This is a genomic window from Streptococcus huangxiaojuni, assembly GCF_040930515.1.
GTDB lineage: Bacteria > Bacillota > Bacilli > Lactobacillales > Streptococcaceae > Streptococcus > Streptococcus huangxiaojuni.
Map to the genome: position 1 here is coordinate 1 of NZ_JBFQEG010000003.1, position 24,927 is coordinate 24,927.

Here is a 24,927-nt window from a genome sequence, read left to right on the forward strand (position 1 = left end):
TAAAACGCAAAAGGAAAATAGGGGACTGACTGACGAATCGCCAGATTCTAAGTCAGGACATCTTTTTCCCGCAGCGTTTAGGGCGTGTTCAATTAACAAGATACAAAGCCCGTTTAAAAATCCGTATGAAAATAGGGGATGGCAAGTGATGCCTAAGCATCACGATGACAGCCATCTTTTTCCCGCAGCGTTTAGGGCGTGTTCAATTCATAAGATACAAAGCCCGTATAAAACGCAAAAGGAAAATAGGGGACTGACTGACGAATCGCTAGATTCTAAGTCAGGACATCTTTTTCCCGCAGCGTTTAGGGCGTGTTCAATTCATAAGATACAAAGCCCGTATAAAACGCAAAAGGAAAATAGGGGACTGACTGACGAATCGCCAGATTCTAAGTCAGGACATCTTTTTCCCGCAGCGTTTAGGGCGTGTTCAATTAACAAGATACAAAGCCCGTTTAAAAATCCGTATGAAAATAGGGGATGGCAAGTGATGCCTAAGCATCACGATGACAGCCATCTTTTTCCCGCAGCGTTTAGGGCGTGTTCAATTCATAAGATACAAAGCCCGTATAAAACGCAAAAGGAAAATAGGGGACTGACTGACGAATCGCTAGATTCTAAGTCAGGACATCTTTTTCCCGCAGCGTTTAGGGCGTGTTCAGTTCACCAAGATACAAAGGGCGTTTAAAGCTCACAGCAAAAATGACGGTAAGTCCGAAATCTTTGATTTCGCAGACGCACCTCTGCCAAGACGAAAGGTTTACTGCCGCATTAGAGAAAGGAGTTCCTGACGTTTTTGAAAGTCCTCCCGAAAAAGGCCTCTTGCTGCTAAAGTTACTGTCTTACTGCCGGGCTTTTTAATCCCGCGCATGCTCATGCACAGGTGCTCGGCTTCAACCATGACAAAAACACCTCGAGGCTGGAGCGCATCATCAAGGGCTGAAGCGATTTGCTCTGTCAAACGCTCCTGAAGCTGGGGACGCTTACCGGCCATTTCTACAGCCCGAGCCAGTTTACTCAGACCGGTTATCCGCCCTTGTTCAGGCAGATAAGCCACATGAGCTGTCCCGTAAAAAGGAAGCAAGTGATGTTCGCACATCGAGTAAAAAGGAATATCCTTAACCATAACGATTTCCTCGTGGTCTTCAGCAAAAACAGCTGTAAATTGGTTTTTAGGATCCTCATTTATCCCTGCAAATACTTCTTGATACATTTTAGCAACACGTCTTGGTGTTTCTGATAACCCTTCACGTTCAGGATTTTCGCCCAAAGCCTGCAGCAGCTGATAGACAGCTTCTTCCACTTTTTCTTGATTTATCATGACTTTCTCTCATTTATTCTTATTGATAAAGACCGAAAATACCGATGACAGTTAAGGCAAAAACATCCGAATGTCACTGCATTCGGTGAAGAAAAGCTGTGCTTTTGTCAATCAGTTTTTTATTTCAGCCATTACCATACTATTATAACTTAAATAGACGCAGTTGACAAAAGCTGTCGGCGGACTTGGGAAATAAAATAAAGAGAGCCGGTAACAAGGTAAAAATCATCTTTGCTTTGCTTCTTAATCATCTGCAGCCACAAGCGCCAATCCGCAACTCGAGAATACTTTGTCGGATAATCGCTTAAGGCCAGCGCTTTAGGGTAATCAAATTGAGTGACCCCTACAGTCCCTGCCTGATCAAGGAGATCCAACATCTCTGCGACAGGCTTATCATTGATAGCCGCAAATAAAATATGAATTTTTTGATCTGAAAAGTCTTTAAGAACATCGATTAAAGCAGTCATGCTCTCAAGATTATGGGCCCCATCAAGTAAAAGATTGGGGAAAATAAATTCTGTTCGTCCGGCCCAGTCGGTTTGCATCAAGGCTGTCTTAATAACAGTTAAGGTAATCTTTGGATAGCGTTTTTGCAGTAGGACAGCGGCTGTTATAGCAAGGCTGGCATTAAGAGCTTGGTGGCGTCCGGGAAGTTTAAGACGAATATGGCTGAGCTCCACAGATAATCCCCGATAGGAAAAAGAATCCCCCTGCCAAATGCTGTAAAAATCTTTACCGGCCTGATAAACCGGGCTGCCAGTCCGTCTTGCCTTCTGATAGAAAACGGTTTTGACATCATCACGGTCGGCAGCAAAAATAAAAGGGACCTGATCTTTGAGCACACCGACTTTCTGTTCTGCTATCTCTCTGTGTGTGCCGCCTAAAACAGCTTGGTGATCCAGACCGATAGACGGGCAGATAACCGCCAAAGCCTTAAAAACATTAGTCGAATCGTACTGACCGCCAAGACCTGCTTCAATAAAAGCAATATCAACAGGATGCACATGGCCAAAATATTCAAACATCAGCAGGGTAATCACTTCAAACTCCGTAGCTGCTTCCAGAGTTGTTTCTAAAGGCAGACGGTCAACAACAGGTTTAATTTTTTGGACCAAATCTACAAAATCTTTTTTTGAAATCATCTGACCGTTTAAGCTGATACGTTCCCTAAAATCAACGATATAGGGGGATGTAAAGGTGCCGACATCGTAACCTGCTGAACTGAAAATATGCTGCAGATAACTGACAGTTGAGCCTTTACCGTTAGTGCCAACAACATGCACCGCTGCAAGATTGTGCTGAGGATTCCCCAGTTCATTCAACATCCAGGCCATTCGTTCCAAACCCGGTTTAATCCCGAATTTTAGTTTGGACTGTACCCAATTCAAAGCTTCAAGGTAGTTCATTTCCCCTCCTATTTGATCAGTCAGATGGCTATAACGTGTATGTAAAGAGACAAAGGAACTCAAACATGCTTGAACCTTTGTGACTTGTAAAAAAAGCTGAGAGCGGGACAAAAATCAGTAAATCAACATAAAATAACGATTTTGTTGTCCTACCTTGGCACAGCTATGCTATCCCTAGCTCCTGACAAGGGATAAGAACTTCCAATCAGCTGCTGCGTCAAGCTCATAGGTCTAAAAAGCGAAACGAGGCAGGACTCTTGTCCCAGCCTCAACTTTGTCATTTGTATTTATTGCAGACATAGAACTGCTTCCTTGATTATTGACGATATCTTCAGCAGTCAGAAAATCTGTTATTCCCCGTTTAGTCGGCTGATGTTCAGAGCCGTCAGTCCTGCTTCACTGAAACTCCTTGCTGGTCAACCTGCAGGATAAATGTATCTCCTCTAAGTCCTAAGGCCTGCAGACCAGCATAAAGAGCCTCTTCTTTTTCTTTAGGGGCTAACATCATAACCGTAGGGCCTGCACCCGATAAATAAGTGGCGTAGGCCCCTTTTGTTCGGCCTAGATTCTTAATCGGTGCAAATTCTTTAACTAAAGGCTGACGAAAGCGTTCATGAAATAAATCCGATTCAATAGCCTTGCCTGCTTTGACCAAATCACCAGTTAAAAGACCGGCTAGGGCAAGATTGGCGATTGAACTGGCAGCAACTGCTTCTTTATAAGAAAATTCCTGAGGGAGGACCTGCCGGCTTTCGCTGGTTTTTAGCTCGTAATCAGGGATAAAAGCAATAAAGGAACAATCTGCCGGAAAATCAGACACAACACTGCTGACTGTTCCTTCAAAGCAGCTGGCAATTACCAGATTGCCAAAAATAGCCGGTGCGACATTGTCAGGATGGCCTTCAATTTCAGTAGCTATCTTAAGTTTTTCTTCATCAGTCAGCTGCAGTCCGGCCAGCTGATTTGCCAGTTCAATTCCTGCAACAATAACAGAACTGGATGAGCCCAGTCCGCGAGCCAGAGGAATTTCAGAATCCATTTTCAGACGCTGAGGCGGCAGGTCGCCTTTTACTTTTAAGGCAGTCGCAATTAGAAGGTTGCTTTCATCAGTCGGGATACTTTCTCCCAAATCATGAATAATTTCCCAAGAAGCAGCTGCCCCTAAAATTTCAACCGATAAATACTTAGAAAGAGCTATTCCGACTGAATCAAAGCCCGGGCCCAAATTAGCGCTGGTCGCTGGTACAGTAATTTTCATATCATTCTCCCAATACCTTGAAGGTATTAAGTACTTCAAAGTCTGCTACTTCCTCAAGCTTTTCAAGCACATTGGAGAGTTGGGTTCTGCTCAGAGAATGGGTAATAATCACAACACGCGCTGTATCACCGTTGGCTCTCTGCTGCAGCACCTGACCAAAGGAAATGGCTTCTGAATTGAAGATTTGCGCTAAGCGAAGAAGCTGGCCTCTCTTATCCGGTGTACTGATAGCAAAATAATAGGCCGATTTGACATCAGAAGGATGAGCTATCTGTGTTTCTCGTACAAACTCATTGAAGGATTTGCCGACATTGCCGTCATGAAGCCTGCGGGCAATCCGAATAATGTCTGCTACAACAGAGGTTGCAGTCGGCTTCTGCCCTGCACCCGGACCATAATACATAGACTCACCGATGCCTATTGATTCAACAAAAACAGCATTCATAACACCGTTAACACTGGCAAGCGGGTGTTCTTTGGGCAAGAAAGTCGGAGAAACTTCTGCAGCAATGCCTGACAGCGTTTCCCGGATATCTCCCACCAATTTAATCACATAGCCCAATTCTTGAGCAACTGCAACATCGTCCGGCGTAATGGTCGAAATCCCCTGATGCAAGACCTGATCAAAATCAATCGTCATACCAAAACCAAACTGACTGAGCAGAACAGCTTTATAGGCAGCATCAATCCCTTCAACATCGTTTGTCGGATCACTCTCTGCATACCCCAGTTCCTGAGCTTTCGCTAAAGCAGCTTCATAAGTCCAGCCCTCATCTACCATCTGGGTCATCATAAAATTAGACGTCCCATTCAGAACCCCCAGAATACGGGTAATTTTATCTGACGTCAGCGAATTGGCCAAGGTCCGCAAGATGGGAATCCCTCCAGCGACAGCTGCCTCATAATAAAGAGCGGCCCGATGTTCTTTTGCAACAGCCAGCAGTTCAGCACCGTGCACAGCCAAAAGGTCCTTATTAGCTGAAACGACATGCTTGCCGGCTGCAAGCGCCGCTTCAATAAAAGTCCTAGCGGGCTCTATACGCCCCATCAGCTCTACTACTATAGAGATATCCGGATCCTTGATAATAGCATCAACATCTGTAACAAAATGATAATCATTGCCAACAGCAAACAGACGGTTTTTTTCCTCATCATCCTTAACGAGAACTTTGGCAATCTCAATCCTGTCCTTCGCTGCTGCCGTAATTTTTTCGTCATTTTCCTTCAACAAAAAAGGAATCCCGCTGGCAACCGTTCCAAAACCAAGCAGACCAATCTTAACAGCCATGTGTCACTCCTTTAATTCTTAAGTTTTAAGCATTAACATATCCTATGTTATCTGCTCATTATCGGTAATATTATAGCAAATTTACTAAATAATTGACAACTGAAATCACTTATCCAGATTTGGCTTTTACTGTCTGTTTTTTCTCTGTTTTTTGCTGAAATGAGTGCGATCTGCCGCTCTAAATGATAAAATGAAAGCAAATAACTGTTGCAAGAATCATCATCTAAGGAGTTTCGTATGGAAAAAAAGAAGATTTGGCTTATTCTCAATATTGTCCTAATCAGTCTTTGCTGCTTTGCTTTTGCCATGCTGATTTTTACTCTTAAAACACAAAAGTTCAGCAATCAGCCAAAAGATTCATCAGCTTCCAGCAGCTACACTGCTTCTGAAAATACAACAGAACAAAAGACAGACAAGGAAAAATCTGCTACCAACTGGGTCCCTCAAGCAGAAAAAATTGCTCTTCCCATTTTAATGTACCATGCAGTTCATGTCATGGATGCATCTGAGGCAGCCAATGCCAATTTGATTGTTGACCCTCAGGTCTTTGAAGAACATATTAAACAGCTCTCAGAAAAGGGCTACTATTTTCTAAGTCCGGAAGAAGCTCATAAAGCTCTGACAGAAAACAGTCTGCCTAATAATAATAAAAAAATTGTCTGGCTGACCTTTGATGACGGCAATGCTGATTTTTATACTGTTGCCTATCCCATCTTGAAAAAGTATCAGGCTAAAGCAACAAATAATGTCATCACAGATTATGTCGCTAAAGAATATCCTGCCAATTTAACTTTGGAACAAATGCTGGAAATGAAAGAAAACGGTATGTCCTTTCAATCTCATACTGCCAGCCATCCCAATCTGGCTGCCAGCAGCCCGGAAAAACAGTCCAGTGAACTGACCGAAGCTAAAACCTATCTTGACCGGGCACTCTCTCAAGATACCATAGCAATTGCCTACCCTTCCGGAAAATATAGCCCGCTGACGCTCGATAAGGCCGCCCAATCTTACAAATTAGGCGTCACAACCAATGAAGGCCTGGCTTCCTCAGACGACGGTTTACTTTCTCTCAAACGTATCCGTATTCTTCCTTCAACGACTGCAGAGAATCTGCTTCAGACAATTGAGCCAGTCTAAAAAAGGACGGCCAAAGAGCCATCCTTTTTTGACTGCCTGTTTAAGATAAAAATGCCATCTTCTCTTGGGCAGATCAGCCCGAGTGCTGCTGCATTGAAAATTGCTAAAAACTCCTGTATAATATTTTAAACCAAAATGACTTTATATCTTATTTCAGAGGAGGGTAAGGATGGTTTCTATTAAAGCCAAACGGGTTTCCAATTATGAACTTTTTTTCGATTTAGCTTTTGTTATTGCTATGGGACAATTAAACAGCAACCTTTACCATATCCAGCATCTGACCGCTTCGTCTGTCATTTCTTTTATTTTTACCAATATTATCCTATTAAGCATTTGGATCAATGAAGTCTATTTCTTCAATCAGTATGGAGATGCCAGAAGGATTGACATTTACACTATCATTCCTCTCATGTATTTTATTGGCAATCTCTCCTTATATTTTGATTTTGAGGTTGAAACGATTACGGCCAGTCAAGTCACTGTCTTTAATGCTTTGCTTTTTGGCATATATGCTGTTATCGCACTGCAGTATGCTCTTAAAGGAGGGCTTCTCGGTTTTGATAAGGAAATCAAAAAGAGCATTGCCAATAATCTTATTTATGCTCTCAGTGTCCTCCCTTTTGTTTTTCAGCTTCTGCCTGCTAGTCCTTTTTCCATGTCCATTGTCTATCTTATTCCAATCATACTGCCTTTTTTCAATCAGCCGCAAAGCGGAAAACTGCGCACTAATTTTCCTCATCTGGTAGAACGTGCACAGCTCCTAACTATTTTAACCTTCGGAGAGGCTGTTATTGCTATTGTCAACCATTATCCGATGATGCAGGTGCCGCTCACCGGTATGCTGTTCTTTCTTGGCATATCTTTGGCCTTCATGGCTTATATGTCTCAGACTTATCTAAATCTTGAACACCGTCAAAATGCCTCAGGAGGTTTTTTGCTTTATGCCCACATCATCATTATTATTGGGGTTAATTTTTTTACAGTCGGTATGGAATTTCTGGCTGATTCCCATCATAGAGCTCATGGCCTAACTTTTCTGATTTCAGCTATCATTCTCTACTATTTGGGGATCGGGCTGACCAACTACTATAACAAGCCGCTTTACAGGCTGAGAAAAGAAACCGTTTTGCATTCCGCTTTGGCAGCCGTTGTCTGCTGCAGCCTGATGGCTGTTTTTAGAACACAGCTTGCCCTGATTGCCTTATTTCTAGTGATTCTTAATTATTATATGTCACATATCACAATGCTTGCCAGAAGAAAGGCACGTGAACAGTATAATATCCCGCATCCTGATCCGCGCCAAAGCTTTCTTAAGGAAATGCGCCATCACAATAAAGAGAGAAAGTAAGTCTGATAAATCTATTTAGCTCAGATGGTCTATCATACCAGTCCACTTGAATCAAAAGAAAGACTGTCTTTTTCTGTGCTCAAAGCTATTTTACAGGAAACAGACAGGTAATTATCTATGAAGAAAAAACTAATCACTTTAATTATATCCCTTTTCATCTTATTTGCAGGCGGTTATTCTCTTTACCAGAATTATTTCGTATTGGAACTTCAGGATTTAAAAATCAAAAATGGTACCAATGTTGATTCAGCGATTCAAAGCTCTGAATCGTTTTTAAGTGAATTAAACGCTCGTTACCCTCAGCTTACTCCCTTCCTCAGCGCTGATAAACCCCGCAGTTATGCTGTACCCGGCCTTATCAGAGCAAAAAATATTTATGCCAAAGGCAAAAAAAAGGGAAAAATCGGCTATGCGCTCGATATGACCCCCCAGGGTTTAACTGTCGCAGAAGACTATCTGATTATTTCAGCTTACAGTAAAAGTAAAACCTTTCACTCTGTTCTTTGGATCATTAACAAGAGCAATCGTAAATTTGTCAAAACAATTGTCCTCGAGGGAACAGACCATGTCGGTGGTTTGGCTTATGATTCCAGTCATCAGCGTCTCTGGCTTACCAGTACAGAAAAAGGCTGGAGCCATTCAGTTGTTGCTGCTCTGCCGCTGTCGGATATTAAGCAGTATGACTTTGACAAAAACCAGAAAACACTTCCTTATGAATATAAGTTTGACTTAGCTGGTATCAAGCGTTCTTCTTTTATGACACTTTACCAAAATAAGCTGTTTGTCGGTTACTTTGACAAACAAAAATCCGGCCACCTTAGCTATTATAACTTAGACAGTGAGGGACTGCCCCTTGAAACCGACTTAGACAGTTATGATACCAGCCTTGCCGCCAAAACTATCTCCATTCCCAAAAAGGTACAGGGCATTACTTTTTATAAGGATAAAATCATCTTTTCTCAATCTTACGGCAAAACAGATTCACAGCTCCTTATTTATAAAAATCCTGGACTGGACAAACTTGATCATTTAAAAGAGGAAAAGGCGCTGTTAAAAGTGGCTGCCCCTCCTTATCTGGAACAAACTTGGGCAGACGGAAACAGACTTTATGCCTTATTTGAATCTTCCGCGTCAGCCTACCGTGACAATTGGAACATTGTCCTTGTCGACCGAATCCTTAAATTTGATTTTTCATCAGTTCTATCATAATGACATTTTGACAAGTAAAAGGGCAGCAGGAAAAGCACCTGCTGCCCTTTTACTAAAAAATACAAAGCCGCAAAACACCTAGGATTGATAAGCAGTGTGATAGGAACCCCCATTTTATAAGCTTTCTTCATTTTCTGATTTAAAAATGCGTTTCATCAATTTCAAAAGTGTCTAAAGCTTGATTAATTTCTGCCATCTCAGCATCAGTCAATTGAACTGACATAGCAGCTAAATTTTCTTTCAACCGATGGCTTTTTGTTGTTCCCGGAATAGGGACAATGTAGTTTTTCTGTCCCAATTCCCAAGCTAAAACAAGCTGGGCAGGAGTCAGATGTTTCTGGCCGGCAAAATCCTTTAAGAAATCTAACAATACTTGATTTTTGGCAAGGACTTCAGTCTTAAACCGTCCCATTGTATTTCGAAAATCACCATCTTCAAATACTGTCTCTGCACTATATCTTCCAGATAAAAAACCATTCCCCAGCGGACTGTAAGCTACAAAGCCAATCTCCAGCTCCTCACAGAGAGGGAACACATCTTTTTCCGGGCTTCTGTAAACCATTGAGTATTGATTCTCCATCGCTGTTATCGGGGTGACTGCATGTGCTCTTCTGACATAATCAATTGGAGCATTAGACGTTCCCCAATGTTTGATTTTACCCTCTTTAATTAGCTGTCCCATAGTATCAGCAACGATTTCAGGTTCGACAGCAGGATCGATACGATGCTGATAATACAGATCAATACTCTCTACCTCCAAACGACGTAAGGAATCTTCAACCTGCCGTCTGATGGATTCAGGTGAACTGTTAAATTCCTGCTTAATAAGACCATTAACAGCTGTCATTCCGGTAATCCCGAATTTAGTGGCAATAACAGCATCCGGATGCCCCTTTATAGCCTGACCAAGCAGGATTTCATTAGCCTCACCATAAACAGGAGCCGTATCAAAAAAATAACAACCCAAGTCAAATGCCTGATGAATCAGTTTTATCATTTCTTTTCTGTCTTTTGGCGCACCATAAGCGTGATCCATCCCCATAATCCCAAAACCAATAGCGGACACTTCGAAATCTTTTCCTAACTGCCGTTTTGTCATAGCACTACCTACTTTCTTAATGATATCAAATGTTCAAAACAGCTGTTCTTTTAATCAACCATTTTAATTTTTTTAGCAGGGCTGCCGCCTACAATCGTTTTAGCAGGAACATCTTTGGTCACTACTGCACCAGAAGCCACAACACTTCCTTCGCCTACAGTCACTCCTGGTAAAATAATACTCCTAGCTCCAATCCAAGCACCTTTTTCTATATGAATAGGTTTAAACTGCAGAACATCTAAGTTTTGGAAATCATGATTGGCTGTAATAAGTGCAGCCTCAGGACCAATCATAACATTGTCTTCTATGGTTATGCCGCCTGAACTCATACAAGTTAAACCATGATTGATAAAGACATGCTCGCCAATTGTCATAGTTTTGGCGCGGTCAATCTGCATGGGCGTTAAAATAGTTGAAGTGGACGGCAGCCTTCCCTCAAATAATTGATCTAATAGCTGACGCTCATTTGAATCACCCGGCGGGGTCTGATTGAGCTGAAAACAGAGTTTCCGGCTTCTGGCCATTTCTTCAGCCGCTACCGTCTTATAGTCTTCATCAGTCAAACGGTTAATCCATTCTCCCTGATGCATTCTTTGGAAAATATCCATATTGAGCCCTCACTTGTTAACGTCACTAATCTTTGGTTTCCGGCTGCAGAGGTCCGTAAAAATAAGAAGCAGTTGCACCGCCATCAGCCAGGAAGGTAGAACCAGTGATAAACTGTGCCCGCTCGCTCATCACAAGTTCAGCGATATCAGCAATCTCATCTGCTGTCCCGGGACGGCCTGCAGGAGATTTCGCAAACATATTTTTATAAAAATCACCGCGAACACCATTAAATTCATCTAAAGCTAAGGGTGTCACTATAATACCCGGTGCAATAGCATTGATTCTGGCGCCGCGTTCTCCCCATCTTACGGCTTCATACATTGTACGCTTCTCATTTGCCCGCTTAGCCAGCTGATAAGCATGAAGAGAATCTCTGACCCGATCCGGCTGTAAAAAATCCAGACTCAATAATTTTTCAGGCTCTGTCATAGCTAGAGCGCGGTCCTGCTCTTGTGTCAAAGCCGGCATGCGAAAACCAGACTGACTTGAGATTGTAACTCCGGCACCGCCTTCAGCAATTACTTGCCCCACTTCTTCCAGCAAAACAGCCGTACCATACAAATCAACATTAAAAACTGTTTCAACCGAAGCTTGAGACGGGGATACCCCGGCACCATTAACAAGGTATTTGACTGGACCAAAGGTCTTTGCAAAGGCAATATAAGCCTGAATCGATTGGCGGGAAGATAAATCTACTATAAATTTTTCAGCATCAAATCCGGCTTCTACCATAATTTGCGTTACAGTTTGGGCATTTTCATCAGATCTATCTCCGACAATAATTTTCTTACCATAGCCGATACGCCGGGCAATAGCCATAGAAATCTGACCAGCTCCAACTACTAATAAAACGTCCTTTACCACTTTGATAACCCTTTTCTTTATCTCTATTGAATATAAACCCCGCTTTTTTAACGAACAATTCCCAAATTCGCCCGACTGTGCAAAGTCGGATCTTCAACAATTGTTTTCACACACTGAGCAATTGCCCGCCGCGAGATGCTATTGCCGTAAATCGTCTCTCCTTTTGGAAACAGTTCATAACTGAGATCACTGCTGTTATCAAACCAGCCCGGACGAAGAATCGTATAATCCAGATGAGAAGCTTCTACAAGGTCAGCAGCCTGACGGTAGGAGCGAAGGACTGGATCCACCCGTCCATTTTGTCCCGGTAATTCTCCGTAAATCCCATAAGAGCTGACAAAAACCAGCCTTTGTTCTGCACTGTTACCTGTCGCTTCGATAATTGCTTGTGCCATTGCAGGCAAATCTCCGGAAAGAGCCGCAAAAATCACATCTTGATCAGCCACTGCTTGTTTTAATTCAGCCGCATCGAAAACACTTGCTGAAATCTTTTTTACCCGTGCATCATCTGCAGGGATACGATCTGCTGAGCGCGAAAACAGTGTCAACTGTGCATCTGTTTCCTCAAGAAGCGTTTGTGTAAGCGCACGACCTAAAGAACCTGTCGCGCCAATAATTAATACATTCTTAGCCATAAAATACCTCCATTTGATTAAGATAAGAAAGAAAACCTAGGCCATGTTCAATTAACAAGATACAAAGGCCGTTTAAAGCTCACAGCAAAAATAGGAGCCTGACCGATGAGTCACTAAAGACTCGAGGGAGGGATATCTTTTTTGCAAAGAGCTTAGGCCATGTTCAATTAACAAGATACAAAGGCCGTGAAAAACGCAAAAGGAAAATAGGGGACTGACTGACGAATCGCCAGATTCTAAGTCAGGACATCTTTTTCCCGCAGCGTTTAGGCCGTGTTCAGTTCCAACAAGATACAAAGGCCGTGAATGGCTGCTGACAGCCTTAAACGACTGTCGCTTTTTATAAATCTTCAGTTTTTGAAAAAACAAAGTATTGATCGCGTTCAGCAATCAGCCATTTCCCGTTTTGTTTAACATAGCTATCATAGTAGCGAATGCCGTGTGTTGTTATTTTGTCTGCTCCGTCTTCTTCATTAACCAGATGAGCCAAGCCATAGCACACTCCTGTAGCATGTTCTGCATCTTGAAATTCAACCACTTGCTGTCCGTTAATATGCAAGGCCTCTTTGGCTGCACCAAAACTTTTATAGGCTGCAATCAAATCCTGAACATTATCAAATTCCATGCCCACCTCATTATTAAAGTAAACACGGACCTGACAGTCAGGAGTGAAAATATTAACATAATAATCCTGATTGTCTTTATCGGACTCATTTGCATAGCGATCGACTAACAATTTCAGCTCTGACCGATCTGCTAATTCTTCTGCTGCTGTCATTGTCATCTGTATATCCTCCATTTTCTTTAATAAGTTGAAGCGATCTGTTTTGTAATTTTCCAGTTCTCTCCAACTTTTTCAAAAAACATTTTAATCTGCAAAGGCCAAGTATGAGGACCGCTCCCCCAAACTTTAGCTTTAACACGGCTCTGCCCTATTAAGCTCGCCTTATTGCCGTCGATAACCAAGTTTTTGATAGCTTCTTCTTTCCAAGAATAGTAAACCATTTCTCCAGTCTCAATCTGACTTAGCCATTCTGCGACGGGCTGGATATAGCCGGACATATGGACTAAAACGGTATCGGGCTGCAGAAGCTCTCTTAAAGCAGCCGTATCTTTGGCAACCATCGCCTGATTGACTTGACGGTAAAGGTTTTTTAACAGTTCTTGGTCAGACATCTTTTCTCCTATCTCTTCACTTGATACTTCCATTATAATGTCGTATAATAAAACTGTCCAATACATAATTCCTATTATTTATAAAATATTTTTATAAGAGAAGCTTATGAATATCAAACAAGTAGAATACCTTATTGAAACGGCTAAAACACTTAATTTAAGCCGAGCTGCTGAAAACCTATTTATCTCACAGCCATCTTTGTCCTATCAGATTAAAGTTATTGAAGAAGAGGTCGGCTTTTTAATTTTCGAGCGAATCGGGAAAAGTATTCGGCTGACACCTGCCGGTCAACAGCTGGTAAGCTCCCTGCAGCGCATTTCTGTTGAGTGGCAGTTAGCTATAGAACAGGCTCAGAATATGGGCGAGAAGTACAAAAATTCTATTAAGATTGGTTTTGCTTCACGTTCAGCTCTTTACCTGCTCCCTCAAGCGATCAAAGAATTCGAGGAAAAACAGCCCACTGTCCAAATCGTTCCTGAAATACAGGCACCGAATGACTCCATAACTGCTTTTATCCAGAAAGAATTAGATATGATTCTGCTGCCTAAAGAAGAAGCCGAAAAACTGACTGGTATCACTGCCTATCCTTTATATACCAGCCACATCTATCTGCTTTGCCAAAATAAGGATCCCTTAGCGCAAAAAAGCCATGTTGCCAGTAAAGACTTAGCCCATCGAACACTCCTGATAAACGGCGGATCTTCAAAAACACTGCGTCAGGTACAGCAGCGTGTGCTGTCACAAGTTCCCATCAGCTACTATAACAGCCCGACCCATGATTTTACTTTGATTCAAGTAGCCAGCGATAAAGCGATCTGCTTATCGCCTGGCTATCTAAATGATCACAGCGGTGCCTTCAGCTGGATCCCTTTTGACTGCCCCGAGCATTTCGACTTCGTTCTTTGTATCCATAAGGACAGTTATTCAGCCAGCATCAAAGTCCTCATTGATATCTTGCAAGATCTTTATGATAAAACTCAGCTGCATTTATAATATTTGCTCTCCTCTTTTAAAAAACGTTTTTTGTTCTCAACCTAAAATCAGTCATAAAACTAAAAAAATCAGTACCCGAAAGTACTGATTTTATTTTAGGCTAAATCTGCCAGAAGCTGCAAACTCACCTGTTTTTTCAGCTCTAACCATTCCAGCCGAAGAGGCTCCGGCCACGATCAAGCTGACGGATGCTTTCCATATCTTCAGATGATAGTTCAAAATCAAAAATCTCAAAATTTTGCCGCATGCGCCCGGAATCAGCTGATTTGGGAATAGCTACCACATCTTCTTGCAGTAAAAAACGTAAAATGACTTGGGCAGCTGTTTTGCCATATGAATTTCCTATCGCTGTCAGCAAAGGATGTGCAAAAATATTTTTCTTTCCTTCGCCAAAAGGCGCCCATGATTCAAATTGAATGCCGTTATCATGGCAAAATTGGCGCATAGCAGCCTGCTGGCGGAAAACATGCATTTCATTTTGCAAGACAGCAGGCCTGACAGAAAAACGGTCTAAAATTTCTTTAATCTGCTTTTGATTAAAATTTGACAAACCAATCGCTTTTAATTGTCCTGCTTCATATGCCTCCTGCAAGGCCCGGTAGGTACCGAGATAATCTGATACCACCCAATGAATTAACATCAAATCAATATAATCTGTCTGCAACTTTTTCAAGGCTAGGCTGATCTGTGTCTTTGTTGCCCCATAACCGGAAGTCGCTAATTTTGTTGTTATAAAGAAATCTTCTCTCGGCAATCCGGACGCCTTGACTGCCTGACCGACACCGACTTCATTGCGGTAATACTGTGCTGTATCAATATGCCGGTAACCTGTTTTGATAGCTTGACTGACAATGGCTGCCGTTTCTTTTTCAGGAATCTGGTAGACACCAAATCCCAGCTGAGGCATCAGCGCACCTGTATTAAGCGTGACATACTGCATGGTTTTCTCCTTTCCTTTAAGCTACTGAAAGAATCGCCTTTCTATTACTCTGCTGATAAAACTGCCTGATAAGCTTGAGCCTGCTCAGCCAATGCTTCATCGCTGAGGTTCAGGCTTCCTGTGACGATAAAAGGCTCTAAGAACAAGAGACCTGTATGGTATTGGATAGTTGTAATGGGTTTTAAAACTTCTTCCACGGTTGTCCGGAATCACCCGTTCGGTTGGTAATCGTCTGCTCCGGCTCCAAAACTTGCTGCTAAAACGATCGTTTTGCCTTGCAGAGCATGGCCTTTTGATCCATAAGCCCAGCCATATTCTAAAACATCATCAAACCATTGCTTCAAAAGAGCAGGTGTTTGATACCAGTAGATGGGAAACTGCAAAACAATGCGATCACTTTTTTCAAGTGCAGCTTGTTCAGCCGTTGCATCAATCACAAAATCAGGATATAAGCTGTAAATATCACGGACTTCAAAACCTGCATCGCTGGCAGCCTTTGCCAGTGATGCATTAACACGCGACCCATTGTTTAAATGGGGATGGAAAGCAAAAACGGTTGTTTTCATCGTTAAAATCCTTTCTCCTACTTCTGCTTCTTTAATCACGCTTGACCTTCCCAGCCGCCGCTTGTATCAGCATTAGAAGCAGCGGCTGTTTTTTCAAGCTGAGAGACTTCTTCATCTGTCAAAACAATTGCTGCCGCTTCAGCTGCATCGTCCACCTGCTCAGCTTTGGTTACCCCCAAAATCGGTGTAGTACCGCGTCCAATCGCCCAGGCTGCTGCAATTTGTGCCGGAGAAACTGAATACTTATCAGCTAACAGGCGCAAATGATTTAACAAGTCCTTTATGGCAGGGAAAAGCGGGTTATAGGTTTTGCCGCGATTTGAATTTGCCGGAAGCGGATGATTTTCATCGTATTTTCCTGATAAGGCCCCCTGCTCTAAAACCATATAAGAAAAGAACTGAATAGCATTTTCTTTGCAGTAATCAAGAAGGCCCTCATCAATTGAGCGGCGGTATAAAAGGCTAAAATGGTTTTGAACAGCTGAAAGCTTAATATGATGCGCTGCTAAAATTTCCTGAACACGTTTGACTTGGGCAAGACTGTGATTGGACACACCGACACGGCCGATTTTTCCTGTCTTAACCGCATCAGCTAAAAGGGGCGTCCAGCCTTCCACATCTGCCGAATTGTGAATCCAGTAAATATCAATAAAATCCGTTCCTAAGCGTTTCAAACTGCCTTCCAGCATATCAATAACCGGATTTTCAGCTGCATCGTTTTGCATACCCGGTGTAAATTTATCTGAAATAACCACTTGGTCACGGCCGTAAGCATTAATCAGTTCCCCTAAAATACGCTCTGACTCACCATTTGCATAAGCATAAGCTGTATCAAATAGATTAAGACCGTTGGACATGGCAGTATCAAAAACATCTTTCAAATCAGCGGTATCCAGCTGGTTGCCAAAAACTGTGTCGCCGCCTGCAAAACCGCCGCTTCCCCAAGACCATGTCCCTAGTGCAATCTTAGCTTCTGTTTTCCCTGTCATCCTTTTACCTCTTACTTTCCTTTATAATCTGTGATATTGTCTGCAATAATATTGGCTTGGAATTCATGAACATCATAGACTGCCATATCCGGATAGTAAGCATCTTCAGCAAGGACTGTCTCCAATGCCTTCCGGCTGCCGGCCTGCGCAATGACAACACCCGCCATTTCTTTATCGCGGTAAGGGCCGACCATTAGGAATTGACCAGATTCAGCCTGTGCACTGAACCAAGCCTGGTGCCTTTCCAGAAGTTCTTCTGCTCTGTCTGCAGGCACTCGGTCCGTTTTTATTGTGATATCAATTAAATACATTTTATTCTCCTTACTTTAACAAATTCAAAATACCATTTGCTATCATTTCTTTTACTGTCATATAAACATAAGGGGCATCCGCTTCTGCCATAGCCTGCTTTTGCTTATCAGTCACTTCTGTATAGGGGTAGACACCATACAAAAACGGGAAAAAGACAAAAATGAATTGTTGATTGTCATTCTGATTTCGCTCCGGGAAATGCTTCTCAAGGAGCTGTCTGACCATATCAAGAGAACGGCCGTAAACGCTCTTAAAAGCGACCAAAGGCTCCATACGGCTTTCAGCATCCAGTGAAGCCATATCTACCGCCAGAATTTTTAACAATGTCAGCCTCTTTTCAAGGCTTTCAGCTATTTCCTCAGCAAATACAGCCGGGCTGAGTTTTTCTTTTTCCAAGATGACCTGCAAATCTTCTTCCCACTTTAGATATTCGCGTTTTAAAAGAGCTAAAAAGATTTCTTCTTTATTATCAAAATAGGTATAAACAGCTGTGCGCGTAAAAGAGAGACGCCTGCCAATCTCCTTGACATTAATCTCCTTAAATGGGATTTCCTGATAAAGAGCTTGTGCAGCATCAATGATGGCTTCTCGTCGTTTTAGACTTTCTTCTTTAGAAATTCTGCCCACTTTTCCTCCTTTTTATTTGACATTGTGTCAAATTATGCTTCTATTATACTCTTTTATGACACTGTGTCAAGATAAAAAATGATAGTTTAAAAAGAGAACAGATTCCTGATGGTTTCACCGCAGGAATCCGTCTCAGCTTCTTTATTGGCTATAAGGCACCGACAATTTTATGCGGCAGATATTTTTCATCCAAATAAGCCATATCTTCATCAGTCAAGGTAAGGTCAAAAGCACCCATAAAATCATCCAAATACTTTTCTTTAGTTACTCCGACAATAGGCGAATCGATTCCCTTTCCCCAAAGCCAGGACAATGCAACCTGAGCACGTGTCACACCATATTTTTCGGCTGTTTCTGCAACGCGCGCCACGATGGCTCTGTCTTCTGCTTCCGTGCTGTCATAATTTGATTTAGCGACTTGGTCTGTCTTACTGCGGGGAGTATCAGCATTCCAGTCGCGCACCACACGTCCTGCTGCCAAAGGACTGTAAGGAGCCAGTCCGACACCTGAATCTTTGCAAAAAGGAATCATTTCACGCTCATCTTCACGATAAAGCATATTATAATGATTCTGCATCACAGCAAATTTTGTCCAGCCGTTTTTCTCAGCCACATACTGAGCCTTTTGGAACTGCCAAGTGTACATAGCCGATGCGCCAAGATAGTGAACTTTGCCTGACCGCACTAAATCATTCAGTGCAGCCATCGTTTCTTCAATGGGGGTTTGATAATCCCAGCGGTGAATGTAAAGCACATCAATAAAGTCCGTTCCCAAACGTTTAAGACTGGCTTCAACCTGACTGAAAATAGCCTTACGGGATAAGCCCCTTGGATTTTTACCCATAAGCCAGTTGTCTCCAAAGAAAAGCTTGGTCGCAATCACCACTTCATCGCGATCGGCAAAGTCACGCAAAGCACGACCAAGGTACTCCTCACTTGTCCCTTTGCCGTAAACATTGGCGGTATCAAAGAAATTAAAGCCTAAATCTAAAGCTTTTTTTATAATGACACGCGACTTCTCTTCATCAAGCAGCCAGCCGGAATGATGGTAACCCAGACTTGCATCACCAAAACTCATACAGCCGAGACATAATTTAGAAACTTCAAGCCCGGTATTCCCCAATTTTGTATATTCCATAAGAGACCTCCTTATTTTTTCACTTATTTAAACGTTTTCATTATACACCTTGAAGTAGACTCCAAGTCAAGTAAAAACAGTTGTAAAGAAAAAGTTTACTAGCTTTTACAAACCCGCCTTTTTATATTGAACAAAACAAAAAGAATTGTAATTTTTTGTTTATGCAATGCAAAACCCATCTGGTACTTGTGGTCAGAGAATTGTTGAATAATCCAATGATATTAATTGCTGCTTACCACAACAAATCTAAAAGAGCATGTCATTGCCTTTTTCAGCTACTATGTGATCTGGAAAATCATCAAAAAAATTTGAAATCGAACATATTACCGCATATGAAATTCTCATACGTTTTTTTGCAAGACAGGCATAAAGAATTCCTTGGGCTACATCTTCTGGATTTTCCCAATTAGATATCCTGATAAAAGAGCAATATTTTTACTATTCATCCCGCAGCTAGATTATTTCTCTAAAAATTTGCTAGCCAGTTTGTGGACTTGTCTGATTTCTCTGCTCTCTAAGCTCCAGCTTTCCACTTCTGCTTTAATCAGTTCAGGAAACCTTTTGCTGATATCTCTTAAAGCATTGCCCACAGACTTTCTGACATACTGACTGCTGTCTTCTTTTAAACGCGACAGCCTTTCAACGGCCTCATTTGGTTTTTCTTTAAAAAACGGCCGGCTTGTCCATATTCTCAAACCCTCTGTGACCGCTCTTCTAGTGTTAGGATTGCTGTTGTTCAGCCATTCATCAATAATCGGAAGTGCTGTTTCATAACCAGTTTTTCGGCAGAAGGTATCAAAGGACTTTGCTAATACTTCCTGTACCCGCCAATTATCATCCTTAGAAACTTTATCTCTCATGAATGTTAAAACAGTCTCATTATCTGATAAATAGCCAAAGAGAAAGACAGCATACATTCTGACTTGATAGACATCAGATTGGTAAGCTTTAAAAGCCAGATTTTTGATAGAGGCAGAAGCCTTGCTATTAAAATCAGCTAAAGCCTGCTTTTGTTCTGTTTTAAAGCCATGTTCTATCAAAGCGAATTCATGTTCTAAATGTTTAATGTAATCATCCACCTTCAAGGCCATTAAAAAACCTCCATAACAAGGCTGCTGCGGCAGCTATTAATCCTCTGAATAAGCAAACCTGTATTACGCCTTTATTATACCATGTTTTAATCAAAAAAATTCCGCCACGGCAAGTCTTAGCAGGAGAACTAGGAGACTATTCTGCTGCTAATTAATTCTTAACTGCTTTTTTCTTATAGCTAAATCATAACCATCAAAAACACTGTAAACTAAAAAATCTCCAGATTTTTCTGGAGATATATCTTTTAATCACTCAAGTCTTGTCCGTCACTTGCAATGACTTTCTTGTACCAAATGATAGCCAAGCGCAGCTGCTCCAGCTTGTAAGCGTAAAAAAATGGTTAATAATCTCTCTTGATCGTTCATTAGCCCCCTCAATTTTAAGTCTTTACAAAGTATCTATTTTGTTTAGAAGTCCACATAAGTTATCAAAAACACTTCTAATCTCAGACGATTTCTCTCCAGTTTTCCAAAAAATGTTCAAACGCTTTAACTAGCTTCTCTTGTTTGAACTTGGTAGTATTTCATTCAATTGACACCTCGTTGTATGATTTTATAAATCCATTATAAAACAAAGAGTGGACACTTACCGTCCACATATTATCTTACCAATTTTATTGCAGTTTAATATTAGCAAACTAGAAGCAAAACTGTTATGACAACACAAAACACCCCCACATTTTTTGTGAGGGTGTTTGTGGGGAAGTTTCAACTGAAATACTTCCTAATTTGCTTTAGCATTAACAAGTTTAAAACTTGGCTTTGCTTTCACCCTTAAATAATCAGTAAATGATTATTTAAGAGTAACTGAAGCACCTGCTTCTTCAAGCTTAGCTTTAAGTTCTTCAGCTTCTGCAGCAGCAACGCCTTCTTTAAGAACAGATGGTGCGTTATCAACAAGGCCTTTAGCTTCTTTAAGGCCTTCACCTGTAATTTCACGAACCACTTTGATAACAGCAACTTTCTTGTCGCCTGCAGCAGTTAATTCAACATCAAATGAATCTTTAGCAGCAGCTTCTTCAGCTCCGCCTGCAGCCCCTGCAGCAGCAACCGGTGCAGCAGCAGTTACACCAAATTCTTCTTCAATAGCTTTTACAAGATCGTTAAGTTCAAGAATTGATGCTTCTTTAATTTCAGCAATAATGTTTTCAATGTTCAATGCCATTGTGTATTCCTCCAAATTATCAGTTTAATCAAATGTTTTTGCAGCTTAGCTGCAAGATAATGTAACAAAACGCTTAGGCAACATCATCTTTGCTTTCCGCAACTGCTTTAACAGCATAGGCAACATTGCGCACTGGTGCTTGCAGTACAGAAAGAAGCATAGAAAGCATACCTTCGCGGTTTGGCAGTTTGGCAAGCGCTTGAATTTCTTCCTTGGTTGAAACAGCGCCTTCAATCGTACCGCCTTTAATTTCAAGAGCCTCAGCATCTTTTGCAAAATCATTGATGATCTTTGCCGGAGCAATCACATCTTCATTTGAAAAAGCTACTGCAGACGGTCCGACAAAAATATCTTTCAAATCGTCAAGACCTGCTTTTTCAGCTGCACGGGTCAAGATAGAATTTTTAACAACTCTGAATTCAACACCGCTTTCACGCAGAGAACGGCGCAGAACAGTATCTTGTTCAACGGTAAGACCGCGTGAATCAACAACAACAATACTTACTGCTGATTTCATTTTTTCGGCAACACGTTCAACCTGCTCAGCTTTTTTAGCGATAATGGCTTCACTCATTCCTTTTACCTCCGTTTTTATTTTTGGGCTAGGCACAAAAAAATCGCACCTAAACCTAGACACGAAAGTACAAATACGTTATTCATTAATGACGTTTTGTGCCTCGGCAGGAAGATTACGAGCCAAGCTCCCCTGCTGTCTTAGGTCAGTTTTATTCAAAACCTCCACTAGTATACCCTAATATCACTTGTCTGTCAACACTTACTGTCGATTTTTGCTCAACTCTTTCTAGAACTATAATGCTCTTTACTAAAATTAGGTTTACTAGAGTCTTTATAATTCGGGGCAAAATTGTTAACTGCCCCGTTAAATCTTTTGACATCTCCCGTAAATTATTTTTACGGGGTCTGTTTTGGCGTTTTTTGATTCATTTTTGGAAAGCTTTTTCTTGATATTCCAAGCGTTCTTGTTTGTACTTTTCAGCATCGTAGATCTTGGCATTGCCAATGTAGATACGTTTGGCCAACTGGCCATCGGTGTTAGAATATTGACTGAGTTCATAAATTAAACCATAGTCTGACAGTTCATTCTTATTTTTGATAGCTGTCGGTTTGAAGCAGTTAAAATACCATTGGATCTCTGCATTCGAAAACTCAATATAAACATGAACTAACTCATCTACCCAGCCATTTTTAGCAGATAGTTTTAAACGATTTTTCATCATGCTATACAATACCTTGCAATCTGAGCGAAAATCACGATAATGTGCATCTTCCTACAACACCCACGCCATCGGAAAGTAGCGTTCAGGTGTTTACATTTGTTCCAGTGTAATAGATGAAAATTGTTCTAAAGTAGTTAAAAATATGGTAAAGCGTTGCTGAGGTATTCATCACAAAGAAAAACAACATCAACTCGAAAGGTTCTTTTCGATAATACCGAATGATAAACATGGCATAAAAGCCATAGCAAAACTAATATTAAAAAGAATCAATGGGCTCATTTGTCACTCCTTGTTAAATATTGATATAATAAAGGATAAGTAATAAATACCAAATACTCACAAAATTAAATGGGAGGATACCAAAACCAGTAAAATGGAATTTTATGTTTCAATGGCAATATAACTACAAGGCTATAAATTAGGAAACTTACTGCTAACCCTATCCAGAAAGTTACCAAAATTAAAGTTGTTATCATTTCTCAGCTCCCTTCAGAAATACGAGGAATACATCTATGGACATTAATATTTTTATCAATTTCTTCAATTGGCTTCTTAGCCATTTATTAGTCTTCACCAATTTAGGAACACTCATCTTAACTATCATTCTAGCCACAAAGCATCAATATCAACCTTTTATTGAGACAAAACATCAGCAAATACTAAATGATATTTTATTTCCGTTCTATGAAACAATCGAACTTCAACTATTTCAGCCTATTACAGAAGAGAATAAGGTGTTAAAGTTACAACAAATCAATCAGTTTATTCAACATACAAGAAAACATCAACTCTTTTATTTGCTTGGTAGTAAACTAACCAGCTGTCTGTTAACAATTGAGAAGGATTATATCAAACATCCTAATTCAGATTTAAAAACCTTAAACAATCATTACTATGTTTTTTCTAGTAGCTATTTCAAGTTGTCTTGGTCAGTTCGAAGAAATCTCAAGATTGAAAATAATGAGTATCATTATAAAAGACGACTATATACCTTAACGACAACAGAACATGCTCTTTATAAGTTGCATCCAAAACAACTATTTCCTATCTTAGGATTCATTTTGTTTTTCTCATCATACTTTTGTTTCGTGCTTTGGTTTATGGCACCAGTTTCAATTAATGTGAAATTAAAACTAATAGCTTTTATTATTGTAGGAGCAGGCGCAAGCTTTGTAATCTACGTAGCATCACTTCTGATGTTCCCAATTCTTAAACGGATTAGCCATTACTTCAAAAAACGAATTAACGGAATAACTAAATCAAATTGATAAAGAATAAAAGTCACTACTATTAAGAATAAAGCAATTGACGCCTTATCTCTGTCTACATAGGGGTCCTTATAAAGAATAAATCCCAACACAAGATTTAGTAATAACAACAATTGACTAGCGCATTGACTTGTTTCACCAAATGTTATATCATTTCTCCTCTCTGGGTAATTAAGCATTTTAAATCATATTACATTTACATCTCCTTTGATAAGCTAGATAAGGATAGTCTATTATCGTTAGTAACATTTTTTCTTTGACGGGCTGTTTTTTTGTGTATCGTTTAAAATTTCATCTAACAAAAGCTACCTAAACCAAATGCTTGATAATAATCAATCCATTGGTGTAAAGGAGGTTTAGTGATATCTTCTTACTCATCATTAGTATTTTTCATTCACTTTTCCTCATCTGGTATTAAGTGTTTCAACTCACAATGACTTCAAAAATTTCTAATGTCTCAATTATCCATCACGAGTTCTAAGTTATCAGCCATTGTTTTGTGTCCTTTCATTTTTATTTCGAGCACAGAAAAAGGGGGAACGGACTTATCCGTTCCCCCTTTTTCTATTTATTTTTCAATTCCCAAAACTCTAGACACTTACTGTTGATTTTTTATATTTTTACTCAGAGCCATATCATTTTTACTAACCCTATTTAATGTGTCTGCACTGCTGTTAAAGCCTTATCGCTCTTGACTCGTCACAAAACTCTTAAAGAGGGATTCGCATTACTTGCCATTATCCCTAAAGGGATCTTCATATTCTTTCACACTCAGCTTGTCAAGTGCAATGTCATGTTTTTCCTGTTCCTGAATGTATGTTTTGATAGTGGCTTCATTAAATCCTACCGTGCTCACATAGTACCCTTCTACTCAAAAATGGCATTGCCGAATTGGTACTTGAAATTAGCGTGTTTGTCGAACATCATAAGAGCACTCTTGCCTTTTAAATATCCCATGAAACTTAATACACTTAATCTCGGAGGAATACTCACTAACATAGGAACATGGTCTGGCATCAGATGACCTTCGATAATTTCAACACCTTTATAACTACACAATCGTCGAAATAGCTCTCCCAGACTACTTCGATATTGATTATAGATGATTTTTCGTCTATACTTAGGGGTGAAGACAATGTGGTATTGACACAGCCACTTTGTATGTGATAAACTATGTGCCATTTGCGCCATATTTTTCTCCTTTCCCTTTACAATAGGCTTGAACACCTTTATTGTAGCGCGTTTGGAG

General features: G+C 40.7%; 26 protein-coding genes, 2 pseudogenes and 1 other annotated feature. Of the genes and pseudogenes, 6 read left to right on the top strand and 22 right to left on the bottom strand.

What is annotated here, in order from left to right:
- Nucleotides 1-688, top strand: a pseudogene (locus AB3329_RS02690) (hypothetical protein); the annotation flags it as partial.
- A gap of 72 nt (nucleotides 689-760) precedes the next feature.
- Here the strand turns inward: AB3329_RS02690 and folE are convergent.
- The 4 genes from folE to AB3329_RS02710 all read right to left on the bottom strand — a co-directional run bounded on the left by folE (nucleotide 761) and on the right by AB3329_RS02710 (nucleotide 5,273).
- Nucleotides 761-1,321 (bottom strand): GTP cyclohydrolase I FolE, encoded by a 561-nt coding sequence (folE, locus tag AB3329_RS02695; protein WP_368394205.1) that lies wholly within the window; start codon nucleotides 1,319-1,321, stop codon nucleotides 761-763.
- A gap of 149 nt (nucleotides 1,322-1,470) precedes the next feature.
- The gene (locus AB3329_RS02700; protein WP_368394206.1) at nucleotides 1,471-2,727 is read right to left on the bottom strand and encodes a bifunctional folylpolyglutamate synthase/dihydrofolate synthase; all 1,257 of its coding nucleotides are present in this window, start codon (nucleotides 2,725-2,727) and stop codon (nucleotides 1,471-1,473) included.
- A 385-nt stretch (nucleotides 2,728-3,112) separates the two neighbouring features.
- Nucleotides 3,113-3,985 carry a homoserine kinase gene (thrB, locus tag AB3329_RS02705; RefSeq protein ID WP_368394207.1) on the bottom strand — a complete coding sequence of 291 codons (873 nt, stop codon included), beginning with the start codon at nucleotides 3,983-3,985 and terminating at the stop codon, nucleotides 3,113-3,115.
- A gap of 1 nt (nucleotide 3,986) precedes the next feature.
- Nucleotides 3,987-5,273 (bottom strand): homoserine dehydrogenase, encoded by a 1,287-nt coding sequence (locus AB3329_RS02710; protein ID WP_368394208.1) that lies wholly within the window; start codon nucleotides 5,271-5,273, stop codon nucleotides 3,987-3,989.
- A gap of 237 nt (nucleotides 5,274-5,510) precedes the next feature.
- Between AB3329_RS02710 and AB3329_RS02715 the strand changes: the two genes are divergently transcribed.
- From AB3329_RS02715 to AB3329_RS02725, 3 genes are all read left to right on the top strand, one after another.
- Nucleotides 5,511-6,410, top strand: coding sequence for a polysaccharide deacetylase family protein (locus AB3329_RS02715; RefSeq protein ID WP_368394209.1), 900 nt, complete (start codon nucleotides 5,511-5,513; stop codon nucleotides 6,408-6,410).
- Between the two features lie 169 nt (nucleotides 6,411-6,579).
- The gene (locus AB3329_RS02720; RefSeq protein ID WP_368394210.1) at nucleotides 6,580-7,758 is read left to right on the top strand and encodes a low temperature requirement protein A; all 1,179 of its coding nucleotides are present in this window, start codon (nucleotides 6,580-6,582) and stop codon (nucleotides 7,756-7,758) included.
- A gap of 117 nt (nucleotides 7,759-7,875) precedes the next feature.
- Entirely contained in the window at nucleotides 7,876-8,967 is a 1,092-nt protein-coding gene (locus AB3329_RS02725) for a hypothetical protein (RefSeq protein ID WP_368394211.1), read from the top strand.
- Nucleotides 8,968-9,106: 139 nt separating this feature from the next.
- Here the strand turns inward: AB3329_RS02725 and AB3329_RS02730 are convergent, their stop codons facing one another.
- The 6 genes from AB3329_RS02730 to AB3329_RS02755 form a co-directional block, all read right to left on the bottom strand.
- Nucleotides 9,107-10,066: an aldo/keto reductase gene (locus AB3329_RS02730; RefSeq protein WP_368394212.1), complete on the bottom strand. Its 960-nt coding sequence runs from the start codon at nucleotides 10,064-10,066 to the stop codon at nucleotides 9,107-9,109.
- Nucleotides 10,067-10,116: 50 nt separating this feature from the next.
- On the bottom strand, nucleotides 10,117-10,674 hold the full coding sequence (locus AB3329_RS02735; RefSeq protein WP_368394213.1) for a sugar O-acetyltransferase: 558 nt from the start codon (nucleotides 10,672-10,674) through the stop codon (nucleotides 10,117-10,119).
- 25 nt (nucleotides 10,675-10,699) lie between these two features.
- Complete coding sequence (locus AB3329_RS02740) at nucleotides 10,700-11,539, bottom strand: SDR family oxidoreductase (protein ID WP_368394214.1); 840 nt, start codon at nucleotides 11,537-11,539, stop codon at nucleotides 10,700-10,702.
- 47 nt (nucleotides 11,540-11,586) lie between these two features.
- On the bottom strand, nucleotides 11,587-12,174 hold the full coding sequence (locus tag AB3329_RS02745) for an NAD(P)H-binding protein (protein ID WP_368394215.1): 588 nt from the start codon (nucleotides 12,172-12,174) through the stop codon (nucleotides 11,587-11,589).
- 340 nt (nucleotides 12,175-12,514) lie between these two features.
- Nucleotides 12,515-12,958: a nuclear transport factor 2 family protein gene (locus AB3329_RS02750; RefSeq protein WP_368394216.1), complete on the bottom strand. Its 444-nt coding sequence runs from the start codon at nucleotides 12,956-12,958 to the stop codon at nucleotides 12,515-12,517.
- Nucleotides 12,959-12,978: 20 nt separating this feature from the next.
- A complete protein-coding gene (locus AB3329_RS02755; RefSeq protein ID WP_368394217.1) occupies nucleotides 12,979-13,350 on the bottom strand; it encodes a nuclear transport factor 2 family protein in 372 nt (123 codons plus the stop codon).
- 106 nt (nucleotides 13,351-13,456) lie between these two features.
- Here AB3329_RS02755 and AB3329_RS02760 point away from each other — a divergent pair, with 106 nt between their 5' ends.
- Nucleotides 13,457-14,344: a LysR family transcriptional regulator gene (locus AB3329_RS02760; protein WP_368394218.1), complete on the top strand. Its 888-nt coding sequence runs from the start codon at nucleotides 13,457-13,459 to the stop codon at nucleotides 14,342-14,344.
- Between the two features lie 142 nt (nucleotides 14,345-14,486).
- Here AB3329_RS02760 and AB3329_RS02765 read toward each other — a convergent pair whose 3' ends face one another.
- The 11 genes from AB3329_RS02765 to AB3329_RS02815 form a co-directional block, all read right to left on the bottom strand.
- Complete coding sequence (locus AB3329_RS02765) at nucleotides 14,487-15,284, bottom strand: aldo/keto reductase (protein WP_368394220.1); 798 nt, start codon at nucleotides 15,282-15,284, stop codon at nucleotides 14,487-14,489.
- 44 nt (nucleotides 15,285-15,328) lie between these two features.
- A complete protein-coding gene (locus tag AB3329_RS02770) occupies nucleotides 15,329-15,481 on the bottom strand; it encodes a hypothetical protein (protein WP_368394221.1) in 153 nt (50 codons plus the stop codon).
- Between the two features lie 12 nt (nucleotides 15,482-15,493).
- Entirely contained in the window at nucleotides 15,494-15,889 is a 396-nt protein-coding gene (locus AB3329_RS02775; RefSeq protein WP_368394222.1) for an NAD(P)H-dependent oxidoreductase, read from the bottom strand.
- Nucleotides 15,886-16,839: an aldo/keto reductase gene (locus tag AB3329_RS02780; protein WP_368394223.1), complete on the bottom strand. Its 954-nt coding sequence runs from the start codon at nucleotides 16,837-16,839 to the stop codon at nucleotides 15,886-15,888. The genes AB3329_RS02775 and AB3329_RS02780 overlap by 4 nt, the downstream gene beginning before the upstream one ends.
- A gap of 11 nt (nucleotides 16,840-16,850) precedes the next feature.
- Nucleotides 16,851-17,150: a YciI family protein gene (locus AB3329_RS02785; protein WP_368394225.1), complete on the bottom strand. Its 300-nt coding sequence runs from the start codon at nucleotides 17,148-17,150 to the stop codon at nucleotides 16,851-16,853.
- A gap of 10 nt (nucleotides 17,151-17,160) precedes the next feature.
- Nucleotides 17,161-17,778: a TetR/AcrR family transcriptional regulator gene (locus AB3329_RS02790; protein ID WP_368394226.1), complete on the bottom strand. Its 618-nt coding sequence runs from the start codon at nucleotides 17,776-17,778 to the stop codon at nucleotides 17,161-17,163.
- 148 nt (nucleotides 17,779-17,926) lie between these two features.
- Nucleotides 17,927-18,916, bottom strand: coding sequence for an aldo/keto reductase (locus AB3329_RS02795; protein ID WP_368394228.1), 990 nt, complete (start codon nucleotides 18,914-18,916; stop codon nucleotides 17,927-17,929).
- A 458-nt stretch (nucleotides 18,917-19,374) separates the two neighbouring features.
- Nucleotides 19,375-19,995, bottom strand: coding sequence for a DNA alkylation repair protein (locus AB3329_RS02800; RefSeq protein ID WP_368394375.1), 621 nt, complete (start codon nucleotides 19,993-19,995; stop codon nucleotides 19,375-19,377).
- An 805-nt stretch (nucleotides 19,996-20,800) separates the two neighbouring features.
- The gene (rplL, locus tag AB3329_RS02805) at nucleotides 20,801-21,172 is read right to left on the bottom strand and encodes a 50S ribosomal protein L7/L12 (RefSeq protein WP_368394229.1); all 372 of its coding nucleotides are present in this window, start codon (nucleotides 21,170-21,172) and stop codon (nucleotides 20,801-20,803) included.
- 73 nt (nucleotides 21,173-21,245) lie between these two features.
- On the bottom strand, nucleotides 21,246-21,746 hold the full coding sequence (gene rplJ / locus AB3329_RS02810; protein ID WP_368394231.1) for a 50S ribosomal protein L10: 501 nt from the start codon (nucleotides 21,744-21,746) through the stop codon (nucleotides 21,246-21,248).
- A 28-nt stretch (nucleotides 21,747-21,774) separates the two neighbouring features.
- Nucleotides 21,775-21,909, bottom strand: a sequence feature (ribosomal protein L10 leader region).
- 204 nt (nucleotides 21,910-22,113) lie between these two features.
- Entirely contained in the window at nucleotides 22,114-22,410 is a 297-nt protein-coding gene (locus tag AB3329_RS02815) for a replication initiator protein A (RefSeq protein WP_368394232.1), read from the bottom strand.
- 512 nt (nucleotides 22,411-22,922) lie between these two features.
- Here AB3329_RS02815 and AB3329_RS02820 point away from each other — a divergent pair.
- Nucleotides 22,923-23,678 (top strand): hypothetical protein, encoded by a 756-nt coding sequence (locus AB3329_RS02820; RefSeq protein ID WP_368394233.1) that lies wholly within the window; start codon nucleotides 22,923-22,925, stop codon nucleotides 23,676-23,678.
- A 727-nt stretch (nucleotides 23,679-24,405) separates the two neighbouring features.
- On the opposite strand, the pseudogene tnpA reads toward AB3329_RS02820, so the two are convergent.
- A pseudogene (tnpA, locus tag AB3329_RS02825) lies at nucleotides 24,406-24,869 on the bottom strand (IS200/IS605 family transposase).
- Nucleotides 24,870-24,927 lie beyond the last annotated feature (58 nt).